This window comes from Ruegeria meonggei (assembly GCF_042768335.1).
In the GTDB taxonomy this organism is placed as follows: Bacteria; Pseudomonadota; Alphaproteobacteria; order Rhodobacterales; family Rhodobacteraceae; genus Ruegeria; species Ruegeria meonggei.
The window spans coordinates 750,818-773,003 of record NZ_JAXHBT010000001.1 but is presented as its reverse complement, the minus strand read 5'-3'; the positions used below and the strand labels follow the sequence as shown (position 1 = coordinate 773,003).

The 22,186-nt window shown below is 56.1% G+C and carries 26 protein-coding genes and 1 tRNA gene; 14 read left to right on the top strand and 13 right to left on the bottom strand.

Annotated features, from left to right (window positions below; translation table 11 throughout):
• Positions 1-9: 9 nt before the first annotated feature.
• Positions 10-1,350 (bottom strand): methylenetetrahydrofolate--tRNA-(uracil(54)-C(5))-methyltransferase (FADH(2)-oxidizing) TrmFO, encoded by a 1,341-nt coding sequence (gene trmFO, locus SJY13_RS03875; RefSeq protein ID WP_377187892.1) that lies wholly within the window; start codon positions 1,348-1,350, stop codon positions 10-12.
• Between the two features lie 264 nt (positions 1,351-1,614).
• The gene (locus SJY13_RS03870; protein WP_377187889.1) at positions 1,615-2,400 is read right to left on the bottom strand and encodes an enoyl-CoA hydratase; all 786 of its coding nucleotides are present in this window, start codon (positions 2,398-2,400) and stop codon (positions 1,615-1,617) included.
• Between the two features lie 58 nt (positions 2,401-2,458).
• Here SJY13_RS03870 and SJY13_RS03865 point away from each other — a divergent pair, with 58 nt between their 5' ends.
• On the top strand, positions 2,459-2,902 hold the full coding sequence (locus SJY13_RS03865; protein WP_377187886.1) for a PaaI family thioesterase: 444 nt from the start codon (positions 2,459-2,461) through the stop codon (positions 2,900-2,902).
• A gap of 60 nt (positions 2,903-2,962) precedes the next feature.
• On the opposite strand, the gene SJY13_RS03860 is transcribed toward SJY13_RS03865, so the two are convergent.
• Complete coding sequence (locus SJY13_RS03860; protein ID WP_085824122.1) at positions 2,963-3,190, bottom strand: DUF1127 domain-containing protein; 228 nt, start codon at positions 3,188-3,190, stop codon at positions 2,963-2,965.
• Positions 3,191-3,289: 99 nt separating this feature from the next.
• On the opposite strand from SJY13_RS03860, the gene SJY13_RS03855 reads away from it, so the two are divergent.
• Entirely contained in the window at positions 3,290-4,693 is a 1,404-nt protein-coding gene (locus tag SJY13_RS03855; RefSeq protein WP_377187883.1) for an aminotransferase-like domain-containing protein, read from the top strand.
• Here the strand turns inward: SJY13_RS03855 and SJY13_RS03850 are convergent.
• Complete coding sequence (locus tag SJY13_RS03850; protein ID WP_085824124.1) at positions 4,690-5,055, bottom strand: nuclear transport factor 2 family protein; 366 nt, start codon at positions 5,053-5,055, stop codon at positions 4,690-4,692. The genes SJY13_RS03855 and SJY13_RS03850 overlap by 4 nt on opposite strands.
• A 229-nt stretch (positions 5,056-5,284) precedes the next feature.
• On the opposite strand from SJY13_RS03850, the gene rplM reads away from it, so the two are divergent.
• The gene (rplM, locus tag SJY13_RS03845; protein WP_085824125.1) at positions 5,285-5,743 is read left to right on the top strand and encodes a 50S ribosomal protein L13; all 459 of its coding nucleotides are present in this window, start codon (positions 5,285-5,287) and stop codon (positions 5,741-5,743) included.
• A gap of 5 nt (positions 5,744-5,748) precedes the next feature.
• On the top strand, positions 5,749-6,234 hold the full coding sequence (rpsI, locus tag SJY13_RS03840; protein WP_085824195.1) for a 30S ribosomal protein S9: 486 nt from the start codon (positions 5,749-5,751) through the stop codon (positions 6,232-6,234).
• Positions 6,235-6,302: 68 nt separating this feature from the next.
• Here the strand turns inward: rpsI and SJY13_RS03835 are convergent, their stop codons facing one another.
• From SJY13_RS03835 to SJY13_RS03800, 8 genes are all read right to left on the bottom strand, one after another.
• Positions 6,303-7,463 (bottom strand): ABC transporter substrate-binding protein, encoded by a 1,161-nt coding sequence (locus SJY13_RS03835; RefSeq protein WP_377187878.1) that lies wholly within the window; start codon positions 7,461-7,463, stop codon positions 6,303-6,305.
• A gap of 31 nt (positions 7,464-7,494) precedes the next feature.
• Positions 7,495-9,381 carry an AMP-dependent synthetase/ligase gene (locus SJY13_RS03830; protein WP_377187875.1) on the bottom strand — a complete coding sequence of 629 codons (1,887 nt, stop codon included), beginning with the start codon at positions 9,379-9,381 and terminating at the stop codon, positions 7,495-7,497.
• A 4-nt stretch (positions 9,382-9,385) separates the two neighbouring features.
• Positions 9,386-10,159 (bottom strand): ABC transporter ATP-binding protein, encoded by a 774-nt coding sequence (locus SJY13_RS03825; protein WP_377187872.1) that lies wholly within the window; start codon positions 10,157-10,159, stop codon positions 9,386-9,388.
• Positions 10,156-10,920 carry an ABC transporter ATP-binding protein gene (locus SJY13_RS03820; RefSeq protein WP_377187869.1) on the bottom strand — a complete coding sequence of 255 codons (765 nt, stop codon included), beginning with the start codon at positions 10,918-10,920 and terminating at the stop codon, positions 10,156-10,158. Before SJY13_RS03820 ends, SJY13_RS03825 begins: the two co-directional genes overlap by 4 nt.
• Positions 10,917-12,014, bottom strand: coding sequence for a branched-chain amino acid ABC transporter permease (locus SJY13_RS03815; protein WP_377187866.1), 1,098 nt, complete (start codon positions 12,012-12,014; stop codon positions 10,917-10,919). The genes SJY13_RS03820 and SJY13_RS03815 overlap by 4 nt, the downstream gene beginning before the upstream one ends.
• Positions 12,015-12,018: 4 nt before the next feature.
• On the bottom strand, positions 12,019-12,894 hold the full coding sequence (locus SJY13_RS03810) for a branched-chain amino acid ABC transporter permease (protein ID WP_085824131.1): 876 nt from the start codon (positions 12,892-12,894) through the stop codon (positions 12,019-12,021).
• A gap of 74 nt (positions 12,895-12,968) precedes the next feature.
• On the bottom strand, positions 12,969-13,997 hold the full coding sequence (locus tag SJY13_RS03805; protein ID WP_377187861.1) for an alcohol dehydrogenase catalytic domain-containing protein: 1,029 nt from the start codon (positions 13,995-13,997) through the stop codon (positions 12,969-12,971).
• 207 nt (positions 13,998-14,204) lie between these two features.
• Positions 14,205-14,696, bottom strand: coding sequence for a hypothetical protein (locus SJY13_RS03800; RefSeq protein ID WP_377187858.1), 492 nt, complete (start codon positions 14,694-14,696; stop codon positions 14,205-14,207).
• Between the two features lie 298 nt (positions 14,697-14,994).
• Between SJY13_RS03800 and SJY13_RS03795 the strand changes: the two genes are divergently transcribed.
• Together SJY13_RS03795 and SJY13_RS03790 are read left to right on the top strand one after the other, a co-directional pair.
• A complete protein-coding gene (locus SJY13_RS03795) occupies positions 14,995-15,201 on the top strand; it encodes a hypothetical protein (protein ID WP_377187855.1) in 207 nt (68 codons plus the stop codon).
• A gap of 206 nt (positions 15,202-15,407) precedes the next feature.
• Entirely contained in the window at positions 15,408-15,584 is a 177-nt protein-coding gene (locus tag SJY13_RS03790; protein ID WP_377187852.1) for a hypothetical protein, read from the top strand.
• A 197-nt stretch (positions 15,585-15,781) separates the two neighbouring features.
• Here the strand turns inward: SJY13_RS03790 and SJY13_RS03785 are convergent.
• Positions 15,782-15,871, bottom strand: a tRNA-Ser gene (locus SJY13_RS03785).
• A 123-nt stretch (positions 15,872-15,994) separates the two neighbouring features.
• On the opposite strand from SJY13_RS03785, the gene SJY13_RS03780 reads away from it, so the two are divergent.
• The 8 genes from SJY13_RS03780 (at position 15,995) to proB (ending at position 22,149) form a co-directional block, all read left to right on the top strand.
• The gene (locus SJY13_RS03780) at positions 15,995-16,837 is read left to right on the top strand and encodes a DUF2059 domain-containing protein (RefSeq protein ID WP_377187849.1); all 843 of its coding nucleotides are present in this window, start codon (positions 15,995-15,997) and stop codon (positions 16,835-16,837) included.
• Positions 16,837-17,637 carry a DUF2059 domain-containing protein gene (locus SJY13_RS03775; protein ID WP_377187846.1) on the top strand — a complete coding sequence of 267 codons (801 nt, stop codon included), beginning with the start codon at positions 16,837-16,839 and terminating at the stop codon, positions 17,635-17,637. Before SJY13_RS03780 ends, SJY13_RS03775 begins: the two co-directional genes overlap by 1 nt.
• Before the next feature lie 212 nt (positions 17,638-17,849).
• Entirely contained in the window at positions 17,850-18,467 is a 618-nt protein-coding gene (locus tag SJY13_RS03770; protein WP_377187843.1) for a 50S ribosomal protein L21, read from the top strand.
• Between the two features lie 11 nt (positions 18,468-18,478).
• Positions 18,479-18,748, top strand: coding sequence for a 50S ribosomal protein L27 (rpmA, locus tag SJY13_RS03765; RefSeq protein WP_377187840.1), 270 nt, complete (start codon positions 18,479-18,481; stop codon positions 18,746-18,748).
• 93 nt (positions 18,749-18,841) lie between these two features.
• A complete protein-coding gene (locus SJY13_RS03760) occupies positions 18,842-19,450 on the top strand; it encodes a LysE family translocator (RefSeq protein ID WP_377187837.1) in 609 nt (202 codons plus the stop codon).
• On the top strand, positions 19,447-19,983 hold the full coding sequence (locus tag SJY13_RS03755; RefSeq protein WP_085824138.1) for a GNAT family N-acetyltransferase: 537 nt from the start codon (positions 19,447-19,449) through the stop codon (positions 19,981-19,983). The genes SJY13_RS03760 and SJY13_RS03755 overlap by 4 nt, the downstream gene beginning before the upstream one ends.
• A gap of 37 nt (positions 19,984-20,020) precedes the next feature.
• A complete protein-coding gene (obgE, locus tag SJY13_RS03750) occupies positions 20,021-21,055 on the top strand; it encodes a GTPase ObgE (protein ID WP_085824139.1) in 1,035 nt (344 codons plus the stop codon).
• Positions 21,043-22,149 carry a glutamate 5-kinase gene (gene proB, locus SJY13_RS03745; RefSeq protein WP_377187833.1) on the top strand — a complete coding sequence of 369 codons (1,107 nt, stop codon included), beginning with the start codon at positions 21,043-21,045 and terminating at the stop codon, positions 22,147-22,149. Before obgE ends, proB begins: the two co-directional genes overlap by 13 nt.
• Positions 22,150-22,186 lie beyond the last annotated feature (37 nt).

The window sequence follows — 22,186 nt, the reverse complement described above, 5'->3', positions numbered from 1 at the left end:
GGCGTCCAGTCAGCAATGCGTTAACCAGCTGTTCCATTCTTCTTTGGCCCGGTCTGTATAGGCCTTGTAGCGATCCTTGCGGCCCCGACGTCCACCTTTCAGGCCATCAACCGGACGGAACAGGCCGAAATTGACGTTCATGGGCTGAAAGGTCTTGGCCTCAGCCCCGCCGGTGATGTGATGGATCAGGGCCCCCATGGCGCTGTCCTGTGGTACTTCGGGCAGGACCTGCCCCAGAATTTCAGCAGCAGCCAGACGGCCAGCCAGCAGCCCCATGGCCGCGCTTTCGACATAACCTTCGACCCCGGTGATCTGACCGGCAAAACGGATGTTCGGTCTGGATTTCAGGCGCATCTGAGAATCCAGCAAGGTAGGAGAGTTAATGAACGTGTTGCGGTGGATACCGCCCAGACGTGCAAAGCTGGCGTTTTCCAGGCCGGGGATCATGCGGAACACATCGGTCTGAGCACCGTATTTCATCTTGGTTTGAAACCCAACGATGTTGAACAGCGTTCCCAGGGCATTGTCACGGCGCAATTGAACCACCGCATGGGGCTTGACGTCCGGCTGATGCGGGTTGGTCAGGCCAACGGGCTTCATAGGACCATGACGGAGGGTTTCACGCCCACGCTCTGACATCACCTCAATCGGCAGGCAGCCATCGAAATAGCCCGCGGTTTCGCCCTCGTGGAACTCGGTCTTGTCGGCGGCCAGCAGGGCGTCGATAAAGGCTTCGTACTGATCGCGGTCCATCGGGCAGTTCAGATAGGCAGTGCGTTCCTCTTCAGTTTCGCCTTTGTCATAGCGCGACTGCATCCACGCTTTGCTCATGTCGATGCTTTCAGCATAGACAATAGGTGCAATGGCATCGAAAAAAGCCAGCGACTCGGCGCCGGTCTCAGACCTGATGGCCGCCCCTAAATCGGCAGAAGTCAGCGGGCCGGTGGCAAAGATCCAATGTCCATCGTCGGGCAGGGTGGTCACCTCCTCTGAAGTAACTTCAACCCGTGGATGGGCCTGCAACTTGGCAGTGACAGCTTCGGCAAATAGATCGCGGTCAACAGCCAACGCACCGCCCGCAGGCAGCTTGTATTCATCAGCGGTTGTCATAATCAACCCGTCAGCGGCGCGCATTTCCCAATGCAGCAATCCCACGGCGTTTTGTTCATCATCGTCCGAGCGGAAGGAGTTTGAACAGACCATCTCGGCCAGGTTGCCGGTTTGATGCGCAAAGGTGCCCACATTGGGGCGCATTTCGTGGATCACCACGTCTACACCCATTTCCGCCGCCTGCCACGCAGCCTCGGACCCGGCCATGCCGCCGCCCACGATATGCAATTTCTGTGTCATGCGCTGCCACATATGGCAGGTCACCACACAACGCAACACGAGCCATCATCGACCGTTCGAATTAACAATGTAAAGAGAGGTCTTGGGGTCGCCGTTGCGGGAATGTCTACGCCGGTGAGAGAAACCAGCTCGGAGGGACCTTCCGCCCACAGCGACCCAAAAGTGTATCCAGAGCCTTAGCCCTGACCCAGCTTTGACACAGTGTTGCCCTTTTGAAAAGTGCTAAAATGAGAACAGTAGTGAAAAATGTTGACTACAATCGCCTTATTGACGCCAATTTGGGGGTCTTTTCTCAATAAATGCCGAGATTCCTTCTTCGGTATCCCGATACAACATATTCTGTGCCATTACCTCGCCAGCATAGGCATAGGCCTGTTCAACGGGCAATTCCAACTGCTTGTAGAACGCCTGCTTGCCGATTTTCACCGCAGATCCCAGCTTGGACGCCAATTGATTGGCGAAGGCGATTGTTTCATGTTCCAACAGCATTTCCGGCACAACACGGTTGATCAGACCCAATTCAGCCGCTTTTTCGGCAGAAATGAAATCGCCTGTGGTCAGCATCTCGAACGCGCGCTTGCGTGGGATGTTGCGACTGAGCGCAACCATCGGCGTTGAACAGAACAGTCCGATATTCACACCGTTGACGCCAAACCGCGTCCCCTCGGCTGCGACAGCCAAATCACAAGTCGCCACCAGCTGACATCCCGCAGCGGTGGCGATTCCGTGAACCTGCGCGATGACGGGTTGGGGCAGAGACTGGATCGACAACATCATCTGGGTGCACCTGCCGAACAGGTCTTCGAAATAGGCCTTTCCGCCGTCTTCTGCCTGACGCCCAGCGGTCATCTGTTTCAGGTCATGCCCGGCGCAGAACGCCTTACCCTCACCGGACAGTACAACAGCGCGAACCGAGCTATCCTCGCGCAAAGCGTCGAACTCGGCCTGAAGGGCGGCCAGCATCTCATCGCTCAGGGCGTTCAGGCGCTCTGGCGTGTTCATTTTCAATTTGGCGACCGCGCCGTTGTCGCTACGTTCCAGAATTGCCATCTTGCCCTCCGATGTGATGTCGGGCCAACTCTAGGCGGGCAAATCGAGGAGGGGAAGTATGTCATTGGTCATGAACCAGGAACAGCTTGCGGACTATATGGAGAGTATCTTTCCGCAAGTGCATAAGGATTTTGTAGTCGAGGAACTGAACGAGACCTCAATCGTCATGCGCCTGCTGGTCAGGGATGCCCACCTTCGTCCAGGCGGAACCGTATCAGGGCCGTCCATGTTTGGGCTGGCCGACGTCTGCGTCTATGCCATCATACTGGCCCGTAAAGGCCGTCAGGCCCTTGCAGTGACAACGGGGTGCTCGATGGATTTCATGCGCAAACCGGACGGCGGCAACGACTTGATAGCCCGTTGTACATTGCTGAAACTTGGGCGATCGCTCGCGGTTGGCGATGTTCTTTTGTACTCTGAAGGATCAGACAAACCCGTAGCGCGCGCAACATTGACGTATTCTCTGCCACCCGAAGGCTCGGCCGCTGCGGAATTTGGATAAAAAAGGGCCGGGTGTAAAACCCGGCCAAGGAAGAGGTCCCGAAATGGGACTGGGGATTAACTAGCCTTGCCAGAACTGGCGGCTTACCTCTTGTGAGGCCTGATACCGGGTTAGCCCGACATCCTTCAAAAGCCTGTCGTCCAGTTTTGACAAGTTAATACGGCTGCGGCGTTGACGTTCCCATCTTGTGACAGTCGCCGCAAACCGCACGGCCAGCGCAGCGATCAGCGGCAGCCGGGGACTGTCGTTCAGCAGCATGAGGGCGGGGGTGTGCATTGCGCGTGTCATCGTGGGTATCCCTTCAAATTGTATTGACACAAAAGTAATATGTTCGGTACATGTACTTGATACATTCAGGATTGTGTCAAGATCAAAGGAAGAATTGTAATGGATACAATTTGGCCAGAGGCGCTGCCGAAATCCAAGGGCCCAAAGTACGCCGTAGTCGCTGACACAATCCGAAAAGCGATTGATAACAATATACTGGAGGTCGGAACAAAGTTGCCTCCGGTGCGGGAACTTGCCTATCGGTTACAAATCACGCCAGGCACGGTCGCGCGGGCCTATACGATTCTGACAGATGAAGGATTGTTACTGGCCGAGGTTGGGCGTGGTACATTTGTAGCCCCCCCAAAGGCCCCGATTTTGGATGACGTCTGGGCCCGGCAACTGCATCTGAGGGACGAAAAGTATGACGCAAATGTCAGCTTGTTCAGCCCGCGATTGGCAGATGTGGGGCAGGTGGCTCTGATCCGGGAGTGCCTTGAGAAAGTCTCGCAGTCTGATCCGCGACTTTTCCTGAACTATCCGACACGCGATGCCTATAAGCCGATGCGGCAAGCGGTGGTGGACTGGTTGTCTGACCTTCCGCTGGGCCCTCTGTCCCATGACGACATTGTCCTGACCCATGGGGGGCAAAACGGGCTGTGCCTTGTGTTTCAAACTATCCTGCGCGGGCCCAAACCGGTCGTATTGGTTGAAGACCTGTCTTACGCAGGTTTCCGCCGCGCCGGAGAGCTGATGCGCGCCGAAGTGGTCGGCGTGAAGATGGACAAATGGGGGGTCGACCCGATGGCGATGGAAAATGTGCTGCGCCAGACCCCGGCGCAGGCCATTTGCGTCTCACCCGAAGTACAAAATCCGACCGGCACTCATACCCCACTTGAACGCCGCAAGGAAATTGTCGACGTCGCGCGGCGGTTCGATGTTCAGATCATCGAGGATGATTGTTATCGCATGGGTGACGCTCGCGAACCCAGCTATCGCGCTTTGGCCCCGGAAAGGGGGTGGCACGTGTCGTCGATCTCAAAAATTCTGACGCCTGCGTTGCGCGTCGGTTTTGCCATTGCACCAAGAGAGCGTAGCGTCGACCTGCGGCGATCTGCTGAATATGGGTATTTTGGGTTGGCGCAACCGCTGGCCGAACTGACCCGCCTGCTTCTGTCCGACCCTCGAACGCGCCAAATCGCTAAAGACGTTCGGGTGCGCATGGGAGATTATGTGCGGGTTGCGGTTAACGCACTGGGCGGGTTCGATCTGAACTGGGCGCCCGACGTACCCTTTGTCTGGCTCAGCCTACCGTCGGGCTGGCGCGCAGCCGCTTTCAGCCGCGCGGCCGAGCGGGAAGGGATTCAATTGCGGTCAGCTGATGAGTTTGCCCTGCGCGACGGACGCGCGCCCAACGCTGTGCGCATTGCCATGAACGGGCATGTGTCACTGGATCGGTTCGAAGACGCGATGCACCGGTTGCGGGCGCTGCTGGACAACCCGCCCGAGCAGATCAGCGTCTAACCTATGGGGTCAGGGTCCCCGAAAAATCCGGCCAGGAAAGCAATCTTTCCGGCCTCATTCAATCGAACGAAATCGTGGCCAGAGACATACTCACGACCGTCGGGCCCAATCATATGCCATGTAAAGTGGACAACATCGTGATGGTTGGTCGGTTTGCTTGTCAGCTCAACTCGGCCGTCAGAACTCTGCAGAACATCTCCGATATGATCACACAAACCTGTCCGACCTCTTACCTCTGCTGTTGGGTCGACATAACGGCCATCTTCGGCAAAACACGCCTTTAAAAGGTCCAGACGTTTGCCAGCATCCGCTTGTTGCCAGGCTGCCCCATACGTCGCGATAGCTTGCTGCCAGTCTGTCATTGCGTGCTCCTTTAGCGAATTGAGCCTGGACGAGTGTACTTTGGTTTTGCAAGAAACCAGGAAAATTATGGGGTAAAATAATACCTATTTTTTAACCTCTTGTTTTTACTTATTTAAATCAAGATTACTGTCCTTGACGCGCCGATCAGCTGCCTCTAGATACCCATCCATCGAATTCGGACCGCTCCGTCAGAGGGCGGTCTATCACATCAAACAGGACTATCCTGCCATGAAAACCTTTTCTGCAACACCTGCAGACATCGACAAGAAATGGATCCTAATCGACGCCGAAGGCGTTGTTCTGGGCCGTCTTGCCTCGATCGTCGCCATGCGTCTGCGTGGCAAGCACAAAGCGTCGTTCACCCCGAACATGGACATGGGCGACAATGTCATCGTGATCAACGCTGACAAAATCCAGATGACCGGCAAGAAGCGCGAAGAGAACTTCTACTGGCACACTGGCCACCCGGGCGGTATCAAATCGCGCACCAAGCAGCAGATCCTCGAGGGTGCACACCCCGAGCGCGTCGTGACCCAAGCCGTCAAGCGCATGCTGCCAGGCAACCGCCTGTCACGTCAGGTTATGACCAACCTGCGTGTTTATGCTGGTGCCGAGCACCCGCATGAAGCCCAGTCGCCCGAAGTTCTGGATGTTGCATCCATGAACAAGAAAAACACCCGGAGCTAATGACCATGGCTGATCAGATCAATACTCTCGAAGAGCTGAGCGCCGTTGCAGGCGTTGAAGCCGTGGCCGAAGAAGTCATTGCACGTGAACCCGTGCGTGATGAACTTGGCCGCTCCTACGCAACCGGCAAGCGTAAAGACGCTGTTGCCCGCGTTTGGATCAAGCCGGGTTCCGGCAAGGTCACCGTGAACGGCAAGGACCAGGACGTATACTTTGCGCGTCCCGTTCTGCAGCTGATCCTGCGCCAGCCGTTCCAGGTTGCTGGTGTGGAAGGTGAGTTCGACGTTGTCGCGACCGTCAAAGGCGGTGGCCTGACCGGTCAAGCCGGTGCGGTCAAGCACGGCATCTCGAAAGCGCTGCAACTGTACGATCCGTCCCTGCGTGGCGCATTGAAAGCCGCGGGCTTCCTGACCCGCGACAGCCGCGTTGTGGAACGTAAGAAATACGGTAAGCGCAAAGCGCGTCGTTCGTTCCAGTTCTCCAAGCGCTAATCGCTGCGGGATACGAAAAAGAAAGGGCTCGCAATCGCGAGCCCTTTTTCATTGAGAAGGCGAGAGGGTTATTCCTCGTAGACCAGTGTCCAACTTCCGTTTTCAACGACGCTGACGTAAACGGAATCCGCGCCTTGATGATCATCAGGACCAAACGTCATATGATTACCGATCAGCTCATCCTGATAGTCCAACGTCTCCATCGCGGCGATAAAGCCTTCTGAGGTCAAATCGGGACCAGCTGCCTCAAGCGCTTTGACCATCGTTTCGGCCGCCGAATATCCCAGCATCGAAAAACCTACAGGGTCTTCACCGGTGGCGACCTTGTATTCTTCGATAAAAGCCGCAGGGGCTGGTTGATCCGCGCGCGCCCATAGGTCCTGCCACGAAGCGGCGGCATAAAACCCATCCGTCACGCCTCCGGGAACCTGCGCCACAACGGTTAGGAAACTGGCCGAGGTTCCCAGAAATTTCATATCTGTCAGGCCCATCTTCTTGGCCGTGCCGACCACGGTGATTGCCTGACGCACGCCTAGGGCTATGGTGACGATGTCGCAGCCTTCTTCCTTCAGCTTGCTCAGCGATCCCACAAATTCTGTTTCATCTGGTTTATGAGTGGTTTCTGCGACAAAGTTAATCCCAGCCTCTTCTGCACCAGCGATACTGCCTTCCAGGATTTCCTGCCCGAAATCCGTAGGCAGATACATCGAACATACTGATTGTGATTCAAATTGCTGGGCCAGGTATTTCACGCCGACACGGCTTTGATCAAAATACGTCGAAAAGGCTGTGAACTTGTTGTCCATCGGCTCTTGCAGCATCTGCCGAGCTGCAGACAGCGGAGCGACCGTAGGTATTCCTTTAGGGTCCAGCAGCTTAAATCCCGCCAGATTCATAGGCGTGCCTAGCGACAGCAACATGGCAAAAACCTTGTCGCGATTGAGCAGTTTGTTATAGCCCTGCATCGCGCGCGGCATCTGATAGCCATTGTCTTCGACAACAAATCGGATCGTACGCCCATGGATTCCACCGGCCGCGTTGACACGGTCGAACACTACATTCGCACCCTTGGTGGCCGGAACGCCGACGGCCGCGAAAATGCCGCTTAGATCGTTGACCGATCCGATGACAATCTCATCATCTGTCACACCTTGCGTTTGCGCTCCTGCGAACGTCGCGGATGCCGTCAAAGCTGTCGCAGTTGCAAGCCGTTTGATCACGTTCCTCATGAGTTCTCCTCCCTTTGGGTAATTCCTTGGTTCAATTGTACATGTCTTCAATTAGATGTCCGTGTTTCTTCTCTACAAAACTCCGCTTTAGCTTCATCGTGGCCGTGAGTTCATCGTCGTCGGCTGTCAGCAGAACGTCGATCAGGCGAAAGTCCTTGATCTGTTCGACCCGCGCAAATTCCGCGTTGACGGCATCGACCTCGGCCTTGATCCGCTGCAAAACCTCAGGGGCAGCGCACAGGGACGCAAAATTCGAAAATGGAATTTTCTGGTCCTGCGCAAACTTCTCGACATTTTCCTGATCGATCATGATCAATGCCGTCAGGTATTTGCGTTTATCGCCGATAATGACCGCGTTCGAGATAAACTGGCTGAACTTCAACCGGCTTTCTATCTCGGCCGGGGTTATGTTTTTACCGCCAGCGGTGATTATGATGTCTTTCTTTCGCCCGGTGATTTTGACGTAGCCCTCGTCATCAATCTCGCCCATATCCCCGGTCTGCAGCCAGCCGTCAGCGGTAAATGTCTCGGCTGTTTTAGAGTTGTTGCGCCAATAGCCCTGAAAGACGTTAAGCCCTTTCAGCTGAATTTCGCCCTCTACCGAGATGCGGATGTCGTTGCCTGGAACCGCCCGTCCGATGGTTCCGATCTTATTACCTTCGATCGTATTCAGCGTAGCCAGCCCCGAGGTTTCAGTCATGCCGAACCCTTCGATCAGAGACACTCCAATGGCCCAATACCATTTCAACAACTCGGTTGAGATCGGCGCGGCCCCGGTTCCACCACGCCGCATTTTGTCCAGCCCCAACATCCGGCGAAGGTTACGCAGCACCAGCCGATCCCACAGCCAGAACTGCGCGGCGATGGCCGCGGGAACCGGTTTGCCCGCAAGAACATACTCGGCCCGGGCAAGGCCTACCTTTATCGCCATGCCATAGGCAGCGCGGCCTGCCGGGGTTGCGTCCTGTACCAGTATCTGGACCTGGGAAAAAATCTTCTCCCAAACTCGCGGAACGGCGATGAAAGTCGAAGGCGAAACTTCTTGCAGGTTGGAAAAAACAGTCTCGGGACTTTCTGCGAAATTCACGACGCATTTCCCTGCCAGAGGGAAATACACTGACACGTCACGTTCCAGGATATGGCAGAGCGGCAGGAAACACAGCTGCTCATCGCTGTCCAACGTGGGCAAGGCGTGGGCACCGCATTCGATGGCCGCCAGAATATTCTCATGACTCAGCATCGCACCTTTGGGCATACCTGTGGTGCCCGACGTATAGACCAAAAGCGCCGTATCCTGAGGCGAGGCCAGTGCAATCTCAGCCTCAAAGCGCTCTGGCTCTTCCGCCTCGACCTGTTGCCCAAGAGCATACAGATCCTGGATCATCATGCAGCGCGGATGGGACAGGTCATGCAGGCCTTCGTCCTCCAGAATGATGACGTTCACAAGGCCAGACACCTCGGCTTCGATCTCTAGATACTTGTCGAGGTGTTCTTCGTTTTCCACGATCAGAAAGCGGCTGTCGCTGTCATTGATCAGATATTTCAGCTGGTTCGCGGAATCCGTTGTGTAGACACCCGAGGCTATGCCTCCGACGCCTTGAATGCCCATGTCGAACCACGCCCATTCCTTGCGATCTTCGGACAGGATCGAGACAACCTCGCCCCGTTGCAGCCCCAGCTTGCGCAGGGCCAGCCCAATCCACTTTGCGTGCTGCCAGTAGTCGGCCCAGGAATAGGGCTTCCAGATGCCAAAGTCTTTTTCCCGATGTGCAGTCCGGTCGCCGAGATCCGCGCAGCGTTTTTGGAAAAGTTCGCAAATGGTCTTGCATTCATCCACGACCAAGGGGCGCTGGCCTGGGGTCGCATTGAACCGGATGCCATTGATCGTGGTTTGCGGGGGCAGGGTACTGATGTTCACGCCGTCACCTCCACGTCTTTTTACGCTTCCAGCGGCGGTTTTCCCGCGCGCCGTCTTCCTGAACGCCCAGATAGAAGTTCTGGATGTCGTCGGACTGCATCAGAACATCGGCGGCACCATCCATGACGATGCGACCGACCTCCATCACATAACCGTGGTGGGCCAATTCCAACGCTGCATTGGCGTTCTGCTCGACCAGCATCATGGTCATGTTCTGTTCAGTGTTCAGCCGTTTCAGAATGCCAAAGATTTCCTGTACCAGCAATGGGGACAGGCCCAGGGACGGCTCGTCCAGCAGCATGATCTTAGGGCTGGCCATCAATCCCCGACCAATCGCCAACATCTGTTGCTGACCACCTGACAGGGTGCCCGCCTCTTGCATGCGGCGGTCCTTGAGGATGGGAAAGTAGGAAAACACCAGATCGCGGTCATGGTCTATCTGACCCTTGTTCGAGGATGTGTATGCCCCGAGGCTGAGGTTTTCATCCACCGTCATCAACGGAAAAACTTCGCGGCCTTCAGGAACATGCACAATGCCTTTTTGCACGACCTTATGCGGCTCCAAGCCTTGGATTTCCTGGTCGTCAAAGGTGATTTTGCCTTTTTCGGGGTCCATCACACCCGAGACAGTTTTCAGCAGCGTGGTCTTGCCCGCGCCGTTGGCTCCAAGGATTGAGACGATCTGACCGACATGGACGTCCAGAGACACACCCCGAATAGCCATGATCGGACCATAAAAGCTTTCGACATTGCGAATGGTGAGGATCGGCTCGGTCATGAGACCTTCCCCAGATAAGCCTCAACCACGGCCGGATGCGACTGCACCTGCGCGGGTGTTCCCAGCGCCAGCTTGGCCCCGTCCGCCATCGCCAGAACCCGATCGGACACACCCGAGACCAGACCCATATCATGCTCGACCATCAGAACGGTAATGCCCATCTGACGCCGGATATCGTCGATCCACCAGCGCATATCGGTGGTCTCCTCAACCGACAGACCAGAGGCCGGTTCGTCCAGCAGCAACAGTTTGGGATCCGTGGCCAGTGCCCGCGCCACCTCGACCACTTTGCGCACGCCGTAAGGAAGACCCGAGATCATTTTGTCGCGAAAGGCCTGCAGGTCGAGGAAATCTATGATCTTTTCAACCTTTTCCCGGTTCTCAATCTCTTGACGTCGCGCCGAAGGCAGGAACAAAATCTCGGACAGCACGTTGGTCTTGCGATGCCGATGCCGCCCGACCAGCAGGTTTTGCAAAACGGTAGCGTGTTCGAACAGTTCGATGTTCTGAAATGTTCGCGCCACGCCATAAGCTGCGACGCCTGACGGTTTGACCTTTAGCAGGTCATGCCCGTCAAACTGGATCGTTCCGGCATAGGGATCGTAGAACCGGGAAATCAGATTAAAGACCGTGGATTTGCCAGCGCCGTTGGGACCAACGATGGCAAAAACCTCGCTTTCTTCAACAGCAAAAGACAGATCTTTTACCGCGGTCAGGCCACCGAATTTCAGGGTGACGTTTTCGAACTCAAGAAGGCTCATCTCAGACGCTCCGTCTTGAGATAGGATTTCTGACGTTTGAACATGTCCTTGCGGTAAAAGGGAAACAGCTCGAACCAGGTGCGGATCTTCAGCCAACGGCCATACATGCCCATGGGTTCGAACAGAATGAAGGCGATCAGGATCATGCCGAAGACGCCGAATTCCAACCCCGGTATCGCGACTGTATTACCGCCAAGCAGTGCACCAAAGTATTCCTTCGAGATCGACAGGAATTGCGGCAGGAAGCCGATGATGACAGCCCCCAAAAACGCCCCATGGATTGAGCCCAACCCTCCGATTACGATCATCATCAGCAACTGGATCGAGATCAAGACGTTGAAGGATTCATTGTTGAAGGCGCCTGCATACATTCCCATCAGCGCGCCGGCCCAGCCTGTAACGGCGCAGGACAGGGCGAAAGAAATCATCTTGGTCCGGGCGATATCCACGCCCATCGCCTGCGCCGAAACCTCGGAATCGCGCACGGCGATAAAACTGCGCCCCAAAGGCGCACGCAGCAGGTTGATATAGCCAAGTGTGACCAGGACCACGACGCCAAGCACCAGCCAGAAAAACTGAACCGGGGTGGCCCAGCGATCGACCAGATGGCCAAATATTTCTACGCCACCCAGGTACTTACCAGCCACACCACCGGTAAGAGGTTCGGCCAGAACAATAACGTCATCCATCAGGATCGACAGCGCCATGGTGAAGATCGCCAGATAGATGCCGTGCAGGCGTAGGGCAGGAATGGCAACGGTCACCCCGGCAATCCCGGTCAGGACACCGGCCAAGGGGAAGGCGATCAGAAACGGCACTCCGGCCTCGATCAAGATGACGTTGGCATAGCAGCCAAAGGCCAGAAATGCCGCGTGGCCCAGGCTGACCTGACCGGTGTGACCAGTCAGCACCATCAGACCCAATCCAGCGACAGCCCAGATCAGGACATTTGTCAGTTCTCCGAGGTAAAAGTCATCCAGCCACCAAGGCGCCACGGCAACAACGACCAGCAAGATCAAATAGAGGCAGAGCTGGTAGCCATCTCTCCATGGTCGGATATCTTGCATGTAGTTGGTTTTGAAAACGATCCGCATGGGCTTAGACCTTCTTGATCCGAACCTGACTGAACAGCCCGTTGGGCCGGAAGATCAGAACCACCAAAAGCAATGCGTAAGGCGCGATCTGGCTGTAACCTGCGGCAATGTAACGGCTGGCAAAGGGTTCAATCACACCGACGATCAACCCTCCGGCCAGCGCGCCGGGCAGGCTGCCGAACCCACCAATCACCGCCGCGGCAAAAGCCTTGATCCCCAACAGCCCGGTTGTAGGGTCCACCGATCCCTTGGCCGCAAACAGGATCCCCGCAATTCCGGCCACCACACCCGCCAGCGCCCAGATAAAGCCTTGAACACGTTTGACCGGAATTCCCATGTAATAAGCCGCCAACTGGTTCTGCGACGCGCCCTGCATCGCAAGACCCAGCTTTGTGCGGCTGAAAAAGACGTATAGCCCCCAAGTCAACAGGATGGTGACAACGATAACGGCCACGTCCTCCATCCCCAGTACCAGCCCACCAAACCGGACCTCTTTCCCCGCCAGAGGGTTCTGCAGCGTCTGCGGCTCGTGCCCCCAAATCAACCCGGCCGCGAACCGGATGACAAAGCCCAGGGCGATGGTCAGGATCACAACGGCCGTCTGGCTTTCGCCAAATATGCGACGGATGATCAGGCGATCAAGCAGATAGCCCAAGGCCCCCATGATCCCCAGTGAGATCGGCAGAGCCAGCCAGAAGGGCAGGCCCATATATTCGGTATTGGTAAGCCCGATGGTGACAAACGCCCCCAGCATCATGAAATCGCCCTGTGCGAAGTTCACCGCCTCGGTCGCTTTGTAGATCAAAACAAATCCAAGGGCGATTAGGCCGTAGACACAGCCATTCGCCAGCCCGCTAATCAGCAGCTGCGCGTTATCCAAAGTCACCTCCCAATGCCGGTTCGTCCGGCGTTATGGCGCCCCGGATATGCTCGGCCATCCGGGGCTTGGTTCTACTATGGCGTGATAATCACCTTTCCGTCACCCTTTTTCAGCGCATCAGCCAGATTTGATACCACATCCCGCAGTGCAAGCCGTTCGGATACATCGGTTTTCCAACGTCCATCAGCAAAACGCGCCTGAACTTCACCCACAACCCGCATCTGATCGGCGGGCGGGGTCGAGGTCATCCACTGGGTCAGCCAAAAGCCCTCGATCCGTTTGCCCATGAATATCAACTGCCCGGTTTGCGTCAGTTTCGGCAACTCGGCGCTGAGCTTGCCATAACAAATCCAACGTGCGCCGTTTAGCATGGCGCAGAATATCTGCTCGGATAGCTGATCGGCGACGGCATCCAGAAATACCCGTGGTTTGAGCTCTTTGCTTAGCACCGCGAATTTCTGGGTTACATCTGGATCGGTTGTAACCAAAACCTCATGTGCGCCCAACTCTTTGAGCGCTTCGACCGCATCCGACCGACGCACCAGGGCGATGGGTTTCAGGCCCAGATCTCGGCCAAGGCTGCACATGAGTTTGCCCAACTGGCTGGTTGCCGCCGACACAACAAAAGCGTCGCCATCGCCGCGCGCGATGTCCACCATCGCCATCGCGGTCAGAGGGTTCACGATCTGCGCGGACCCGTCATCGTCCGAAATCTCGGGGCGCAGAGGAATGCACATTTGTGCTTGTGTCACCACGTATTCCGCCCAGGCGCCTGCGTTTGCAGCCACAAATGCCACGCGCAGACCATTTAAGGCTTCAGCCCCTGCGCCAGTGGCCACCACATCGCCGCATCCTTCGAATCCAGCCGGGGTATCCTGGACACGGGGTTGGCCGTATTCGCCCTTGATGAAGTGAATATCTGATGGGTTCACCGACGCGGTACGCAAGCGGATCAGAACCTGTCCCGGACCGGGCTGTGGCACCGGAACCTCGGCTTCGGCCAACCAATCAGCAGCGGCGTCAATAACGGGTCCGGTTGCGGTGTCAGAATACCCGTCATGGGTTTGTATAACGGCGAACATGGTCGAAGGCAGGATTGTCATTGTCGGTTCCTTATCCTGAAAAATCCCAGCCCCAAAGTGGGGCGGGGATACAGCAAAACCCTGATCTGAGCGCATTGGTATGGTTCAGTCTGGTGTGTGCTTCTGTATAGAAGAATCCAAACAAATGCTTGGTGGATCGTCAATCTGGCTACGCCGTGACGTTACAGGAGTTCGGATCAGCGCCGAGAGTTGAGGGCGCCCGTGAACTTATTGCCCGGTCAGAAGGGTCCGAAGCTCTTCTATTTTGGCCACAATGGTCTGCGGGGATGCCTTGATGTCATCCAGTATTTGGATAGCTTGTGTTTTGGTATCCTGCGCCATAGTGCTTTCCTGAATGGACGCAACCATCGTGTCATAATCAAAGTTCTGCACCGTCAGTGCGCCATCTTCGATCCATGAGTTGATCAGGTCTTGCCCCTGATTTGCCAGCGCAGCAACCTCATCACCTGCCTGATTGGCCAGATCGGTTGCCGCATCTCCGGCTTGTTCTACTGCGTCTGATGCCTGAGTGGCGATCGACGAAGCAGCCTCGTTCGCTTGTTCAGTCGTAGCGTCCACTGCATCGTTGACCGCATCACCAGCATCCTGCGCTGCCGATTGCAATTGTTCGGCCGGTGTGGATTCGGGTTGGTTCAGATAATAATAAAGTCCGGCCCCAAGGCCGGCTATGATTACAGCAAATAGGATAGTTCGCGACATGGGAGTCTCCTTTGGAATGTCAGTCGCTGAGATGTCTGTAAACTATCTGATTGCAAAGGGGAAAACCCGCCAAATCTGTTCAATTACAGGGATTGAGCCACAGAGCGCCGATCAGATAAGTCCTTGCTGGCAACAATACGCCACTCATCACGTCTGCATCTCAATTCAGCTAACTTACGCTTCCGCTGGGGCAGTCCTCGACAATCTTTTGGGTATTGGGCAAACTCGATGCGTCGTTTGATCCCTCGATGGGCTGACTTCGCCTGCCATGACAGAATTTCGCCAAACAGGAGCTTGCATGAGCATCAGATATCTTCGCCCCGATGAGCACGATCTTATTGGCGCAATAATTGGCGAGAGCTTTACTGGTGATCCGGTAAACGACTTTTTGCTGGGACCTAAAGCCTCAATCACAGCATACAACACGTTTGTCGCCCGGGAATTGTATCTAAAGCATGGCTTCGGCCACGTGGCCGACGATCCTTCCGACGGCACGATGTGGTAACCTCCTGAAGTGCCCAAACATATCGCCTTTGTTAAGATGGTTCCCACGGCATGTACCTTGATCCGCCACGGAGGCTTGCGCCGCCTGATCCGGGCATTGCCTGCAGATGACACGATTGCCAGCCACCAACCCAAGGAACCACACTTTTATTTATACGCGATCGGCACAACAGTTGCGGCAGGGGCTCGGGCGTGGGTGGCAAATTGATGGAAGCTGGCCTTGAACTGGCCGATCAAGCCAACAAACCCGCATATCTGGAGTGCAGCAAAGAAGAAAACGTCAGCTTCTATGAACGGTACGGGTTCGAAGTGACCGGCATGTGTAATCCGGTCGAAGGTTGTCCTCCAGAGTGGCTGATGTGGCGTCCTGCACAGCGATCCTGATACGTGTCGGGCGTTTCGCGGCCCGACAATTATGTCGAATGTTCTGTGGTTGCTTAAGCTGCCAATGAAAGTGAAGGCTCTACAGATTGACCCGGATTAGGCTTGAGCACTAAGTGCTTACACCACAGTTCAGTCCTCTTTCCGAAAGAAAAGCCGTTTTGTTTCTTGCAAGTAGTCTAAGCTATGCCTGGGGATAGTGGCGGAGAGACAGGGATTCGAACCCTGGGTGGGCTTGCACCCACAACGGTTTTCGAGACCGCCCCGTTCGACCACTCCGGCACCTCTCCGCGGGGGTCTGTGAGGGGGGGATTTAGTGAGGAACGCGCAGGGGTGCAAGCAGAAAATTCCGGAAATTCACTAAGTCGGGATTTTCCATTGCCTGACGGCAGAAAACGCCTAGGCTTCTGATTATGACTTATCTAACGCACCGCATCGCCCTTCCTTTTTCCCTGCTTCTTTTGGCCCTGTCATTGGTTCCTTTGCCTTCTGCCGCCGCCAGCCGGGACCGGATTGAGGCATTTCTGACCACAACCGGCTTTGACGTCGCTTTGGAAAGCATCGCGCTGGCGTCAGCTTCGGCGCCGCAGATGTTGGGGATTGATCCCGATGGGTTCGGGTCCGATTGGACGCGCCTGACCAAAGAGGTTTTCGACACCGAGGACATGCATGAAACCGCTTTGTCCATTCTGGAGCAAACGCTGAGCGACGACGCCTTGAACCATGCGGTGGAATTTTATGCCTCGGATCTGGGCCAACGGCTGGTTGAGGCGGAGAACACTTCGCATATGATCGAAGATGACGGTGCAAAGCAACTGGAAGGGCAAGAGATTGTCGCCGATCTGATCCAGGAAGGGTCGCTGCGGGTTGAAAACCTCAAACGTATGAACAACGCCATTGATTCCAGCGGAACGGCGTTGCGGGCCCTGCAGGAAATTCAGATACGGTTCCTTCTGGCCGCCAGCGCGTCGGGCATTATTGAACTTCAGCTTGGCGCGGATGAGTTGCGGAACATGATGAAGCAGAACGAAACCGGCATGCGTCAATCGCTGCAACTGTCCGCGTTGGCCGGGGCAGCTTATACCTATCAGGAATTTTCAGACGCGGATGTCATTTCTTATGCGGAAGCGCTGGAACAGCCGCTGATGCAAGAGGTCTATGAACTTCTGAACGCCATCCAATACGAGATCATGGCCCGGAAATTTGAGATTCTGGCTGCCAAAATGGCGGATCTGCACCCCGCACAGGATATCTGATGCGTCAGGTCGCAGCAGTTGCGGCGTTTGCTCTTTGGGCCTTTCCATTGCAGGCCGAGGAACAGCTGGATCGCCTGATGCAGGCGATGCAAATGGATCAGGTCATCGAAATTCTGCGCGATGAGGGCAACGCTGCGGGGCAAGAAATCAAGACCTCTTTCCTCAACAACGCCGGCGGACCCGTATTCGACGCTCAGGTGGACAGGATTTATGACCCGATCTGGATGCACAATGAGATTTCCACGGTATTTCGCCAGGAATTAACCGAAAGCCAATTAGAACGCGCTATAGTGTTCTTTGAAAGCGATCTGGGCCAGACCATCGTGACGCTGGAGAACTCGGCCCGCGTAGCCTTTGCCGACGAAGCAATCGAGGAATTGGCCAAGGACAGTTATCGAACCGGGGACCGCGACAGCGAGATATTCCGGCTTGTTACTGAGTTCATTCAGGTCAACGATCTGATCGACCAGAATGTTCAAAACGCCATAAGCGCTGATTACAACTTTTTCCGGGGCATGAATGCGCTGCTCGGGGGCGATGATGCCGACCTGCTGGCCGAGCTTTTGTCGCAGCAAGACAGCATAACGCAAGAGACTGAGACTTGGCTTTATTCCTTTCTTCTGCTTGCCTATCAACCGCTGAGCGACGCGCAGATACGCGAGAACATCGCCTTTTCGCGCACCGACACAGGCAAAGCTGTCAATTCGGCCCTGTTTGAAAGCTTTGACCGGATGTATGATAAGATATATTTTGAGATGGGTCAGGCGGTCTCGCAGGTTCTGAGCGGCTCGGATCTTTAAGCCTGCATTACGTGTTGACTTTCTCCTGCAATCTATGGATAAGCGCGCATCCCGGCCGGTTCTTCCGCGCCGGGTCTCGTTATTATTGACCCAACGGGCGTGTCCCAGGGGTCGTCACACAGCCCGAAAAGGGCGCGCTGTTCGAGGTGGCAAAAGCCGAAAACACCCGTGAATCGGGGACCACAGAACGCGGTTTTGAAAAGGAAAGACGCATGTTTGCGGTCCTCAAGACTGGCGGCAAGCAGTACAAGGTTCAGGCGGGTGATATCCTCCGCATTGAAAAGCTGGCTGCCGACGCAGGTGAAAAAGTTCAATTCAACGACGTACTGATACTGGGCGGTGACGCTCCGGTTGTTGGCGCGCCTTTCGTTGACGGTGCGGCCGTACAGGCCGAAGTGATCGAACAGATCAAAGGTGACAAGGTCATCAACTTCGTCAAGCGCCGTCGTAAGCACAGCTCGAAGCGCACTGTTGGCCACCGTCAGAAACTGACTTTGGTCAAGATCACCGACATCCTGTCGTCGGGCGCTGACAAATCCGGCCTGAAAGCTGCAACTGGTTCCGCACCGGCTGGCGAAGCTGCTCCGGCGGCGAAAAAGCCTGCCAAGAAAGCTGAGCCCAAGGCAGAGGCACCTGCCGCTGCTGCGGCCGCAGACGATCTGACTGCGCTGACAGGTGTCGGCCCTGCCGCTGCCAAGAAGCTGAATGAAGCCGGTATCGAGAGCTTTGCCGCTCTGGCCGCCTTGTCGGACGAGCAGATTGCTGCTATCGAAACGGTCAAAGTGAAACCCGAATGGGTTGAGCAGGCTAAAGAGTTGGCTAAAGGCTAAGGAGAGAGAGAATGGCACATAAAAAAGCTGGCGGTTCCTCCCGTAACGGTCGCGACTCAGCTGGTCGCCGCCTTGGCGTGAAACTCTATGGTGGCCAGGCCGCCATCTCGGGCAACATCATCGTACGTCAGCGCGGTACCAAGTTTTGGCCGGGCGAGGGCGTAGGTATGGGCAAAGATCACACGATCTTTGCGACCTCAGATGGCGCTGTAAAGTTCCACAAGGGTCTCAAAAACCGCACCTTTATTTCGGTCCTGCCAGTGGCGGAGGCCGCAGAGTAAGCCGAAACCCATAAGGTTTGAAAATTCATGGGGGACCGGCAACAAATGCCGGTCCCCTTTCTCGTTTTAACGAAGTTTTGATCGAAAAGTCCGATGACAGTCGCAACCACCAGTTTCCTCATCTTTGCCGCCAGTCAGGTCGGCACGCCGGGACCAGCCAATATGGTCCTGCTGGGAACAGGTGCGCGCTATGGATTCCGTTCGGCTCTGCCTTTTGTCGGCGGCGTCATTCTTGGAAAGCAATTGATCATCTGGCCTGTGGGCTTTGGTTTGCTGCAACTGGCTGAACAGGCACCTGCGGTGTTTGCGGTGCTTAAATATGCCTCGGCTGCCTATATTATGTGGTTGGCCTGGAAGATCGCCAATACGCGCCTGTCGCGGCACGAGGCTGAGGGCACCGCCCCAGGGTTTTGGGCCGGGCTTGTTGTCCACCCGCTGAACCCCAAGGCTTGGGCGATGATCATAGCAGGGTTCACCGGCTTTGTCGCAGCAGGAACACCGACGTTTGAGGCGACGATCACAATCGCTGTATGTTTGTTGATTTGTCAGGTCGTTCTTCACCCAATCTGGACATTTGCGGGCGATAGAATCGCCCATGCGGTTGAAGGGCAGCCTGTCGAAAAGTATCTGATGTGGACGTTAGCAGGTCTCACTGTTGCGTCTGTACTTTTTGTGTTGTTCGGAGGAGGAACGCACTCATGAAACTTGAGACGATAATAAACCAGCCGGTCATTGAAACCGAGCGGTTCGATCTGCGCCCCTTGCGCCGTTCGGATCTGGGTCTCATCGAACATTATGCAGGCGATGAACGCGTGGCGCGTATGACAACGTCAATCCCGCATCCGCTGCCTCCGGGATCTATCGAAGCGTTTGTAACACGGTCGATGGCGGACGAGCGGGACGAGGATGTCTGGGCGCTGGACGCAACCAAGGACGGCGGGCCAGAGCTGATCGGTTTAATCTCGCTGACCAGACTGGACCGCAACCAGTCCGAAGTCGGGTATTGGGTTGCGCCGGTCTACTGGAACACCGGCGTTGCGTCGCTGGCAGTTGAGGCGTTGGTTGTGGCCAACCCGCTGGAAAACAGCTCGATGTTTGCCAGTGTGTTTCAGGACAATCCGGCCTCGGCCCGGGTACTGACCCATTGCGGGTTTGAATACCTTGGCGATGCCGAAATCTATTCGGTGGCGCGCGATGCGAATGTGCCCACCTGGACATACACCAAAAAACTCTGACTTGTGGCCGATGGGGCCTTTGCAGTAGGGGACTGACATGAAATTTCTCGATCTTGCAAAGGTCTACATCCGGTCCGGGGCCGGCGGTGGCGGTTGCGTCAGCTTTCGGCGTGAAAAATACATTGAATATGGCGGACCCGATGGCGGTGACGGCGGCAAGGGCGGATCGGTCTGGGCCGAGGTTGTTGACGGGCTGAACACGCTTATCGACTTTCGATATCAGCAGCATTTCTTTGCCAAGAGCGGCCAACCCGGCCGTGGTCAACAGCGCACCGGCAAGGATGGCGACGACATCATCCTGCGGGTGCCGGTCGGCACGGAAATCCTCGACGAGGACGAAGAGACGGTCATCTGCGATCTGACGCAGGTGGGCGAACGGGTCTTGCTGGCCAAGGGCGGCAATGGCGGCTTTGGCAACCTGCATTTCAAATCAGCGACTAACCAGGCGCCACGCCGGGCCAATCCGGGGCAGGACGGGATTGATCGCACCATTTGGTTGCGGTTGAAACTGATCGCCGACGTCGGCCTTCTGGGGATGCCCAACGCCGGCAAGTCAACCTTTCTGGCCGCGACATCGAACGCGCGCCCCAAGATTGCGGATTATCCGTTTACCACCTTGCACCCCAATCTGGGCGTTGTGGGGGTTGATAACGTTGAATTCGTGGTGGCCGACATCCCCGGCCTGATCGAAGGCGCACACGAAGGCCGCGGGATCGGGGATCGGTTCCTGGGCCACGTAGAGCGCTGCGCGGTGTTGTTGCATCTGGTCGATGGCACCTCTGAATCCGTCGCAGAAGATTACCGGACAATCATTCACGAGCTTGAGGCATATGGCGGTGAATTGGCGGAAAAACCTCGGATTACCGTCCTGAACAAAGTCGACGCGCTAGACGAAGATGAACAGGCGTTGGCCAAGGCCGAACTGGAAGAGGCCGTTGGCGGCCCCGTTATGATGATGTCCGGCGTCGCGCATCTGGGCGTAACCGAGGTTCTGCGCGCATTGCGGGCGCAAATCGACGAAAACCGTCTGCGCCAAAAACCCGTTGAGGAGATGCAGTCTTGGCAACCCTGACCGCAGCCAAACGACTGGTGGTCAAAATCGGATCTGCCTTGTTGGTGGATCGACACACCGGTTTGCTGCGATCCGACTGGCTGCACTCGCTGGCACAGGATGTGGCCTGGTTGAAAAGGGAAGGGACGGACGTCATTCTGGTGTCCTCGGGATCAATTGCTTTGGGGCGTGGCGTTTTGAACCTGCCGATGCAGACCCTGCCGCTGGAGCAATCTCAGGCTGCGGCGGCCGTCGGGCAAATCCGTCTGGCCCGCGCCTATGAAGAGGCGTTGACCCCGCACAAGATCACCACCGCGCAAGTTCTGGTGACGCTGGAAGATAGCGCCAACCGTCGCAGGTACCTGAACTCTCGCGCAACGCTCGAGACTTTGCTGGGCTTGGGTGTGGTTCCGATCGTTAATGAAAACGACACCGTGGCCACCGACGAAATCCGATATGGCGACAATGACCGGCTGGCCGCACAAATCGCCGTCACCGTCGGTGCGGATCAGTTGATTTTGCTGTCGGATGTGGACGGGTTCTATACCGGCAACCCGAACGACGACCCAAACGCCACGCGCTATGACGTGATCTGCGATATCACTCCCGAAATCGAAGAGATGGCGGGTGATGCTGGCTCGGGTCTGTCCAAGGGGGGTATGAAGACCAAGCTGCTCGCCGCGAAGATGGCGACTGCCGCCGGCTGCGACATGGCAATCACCGAAGGTTCGCCATTGAACCCGCTGAAAACGCTGGAAAATGGCGCGAATAGCACGTGGTTTACGGCCACGCTGGACCCACATGCCGCGCGAAAACGCTGGATCTCGGCAATGAAGCCTCGGGGTGAGATTGTGGTTGATGAAGGCGCGGCGCAGGCGCTTGGCAATGGCAAAAGCTTGCTTCCCGCCGGTATCGTCGAAGTGACAGGCGACTTTGGCCGTGGCGACCCGGTGGCCATTCTTGATCCAACGGCCCGCCGTCTGGCGCAGGGGCTCAGCCGCTATACCGCGCAAGAGGCGGATGCAATCAAAGGGCGCAAGTCCTCTGAAATTGAGGCGACTTTGGGCTATCCGGGTCGGGCTGTATTGATCCACAGAGACGATTTGGCTCTGTAGCGGCGCGATGCTAAGACACCAATGACCGATCGAAAGG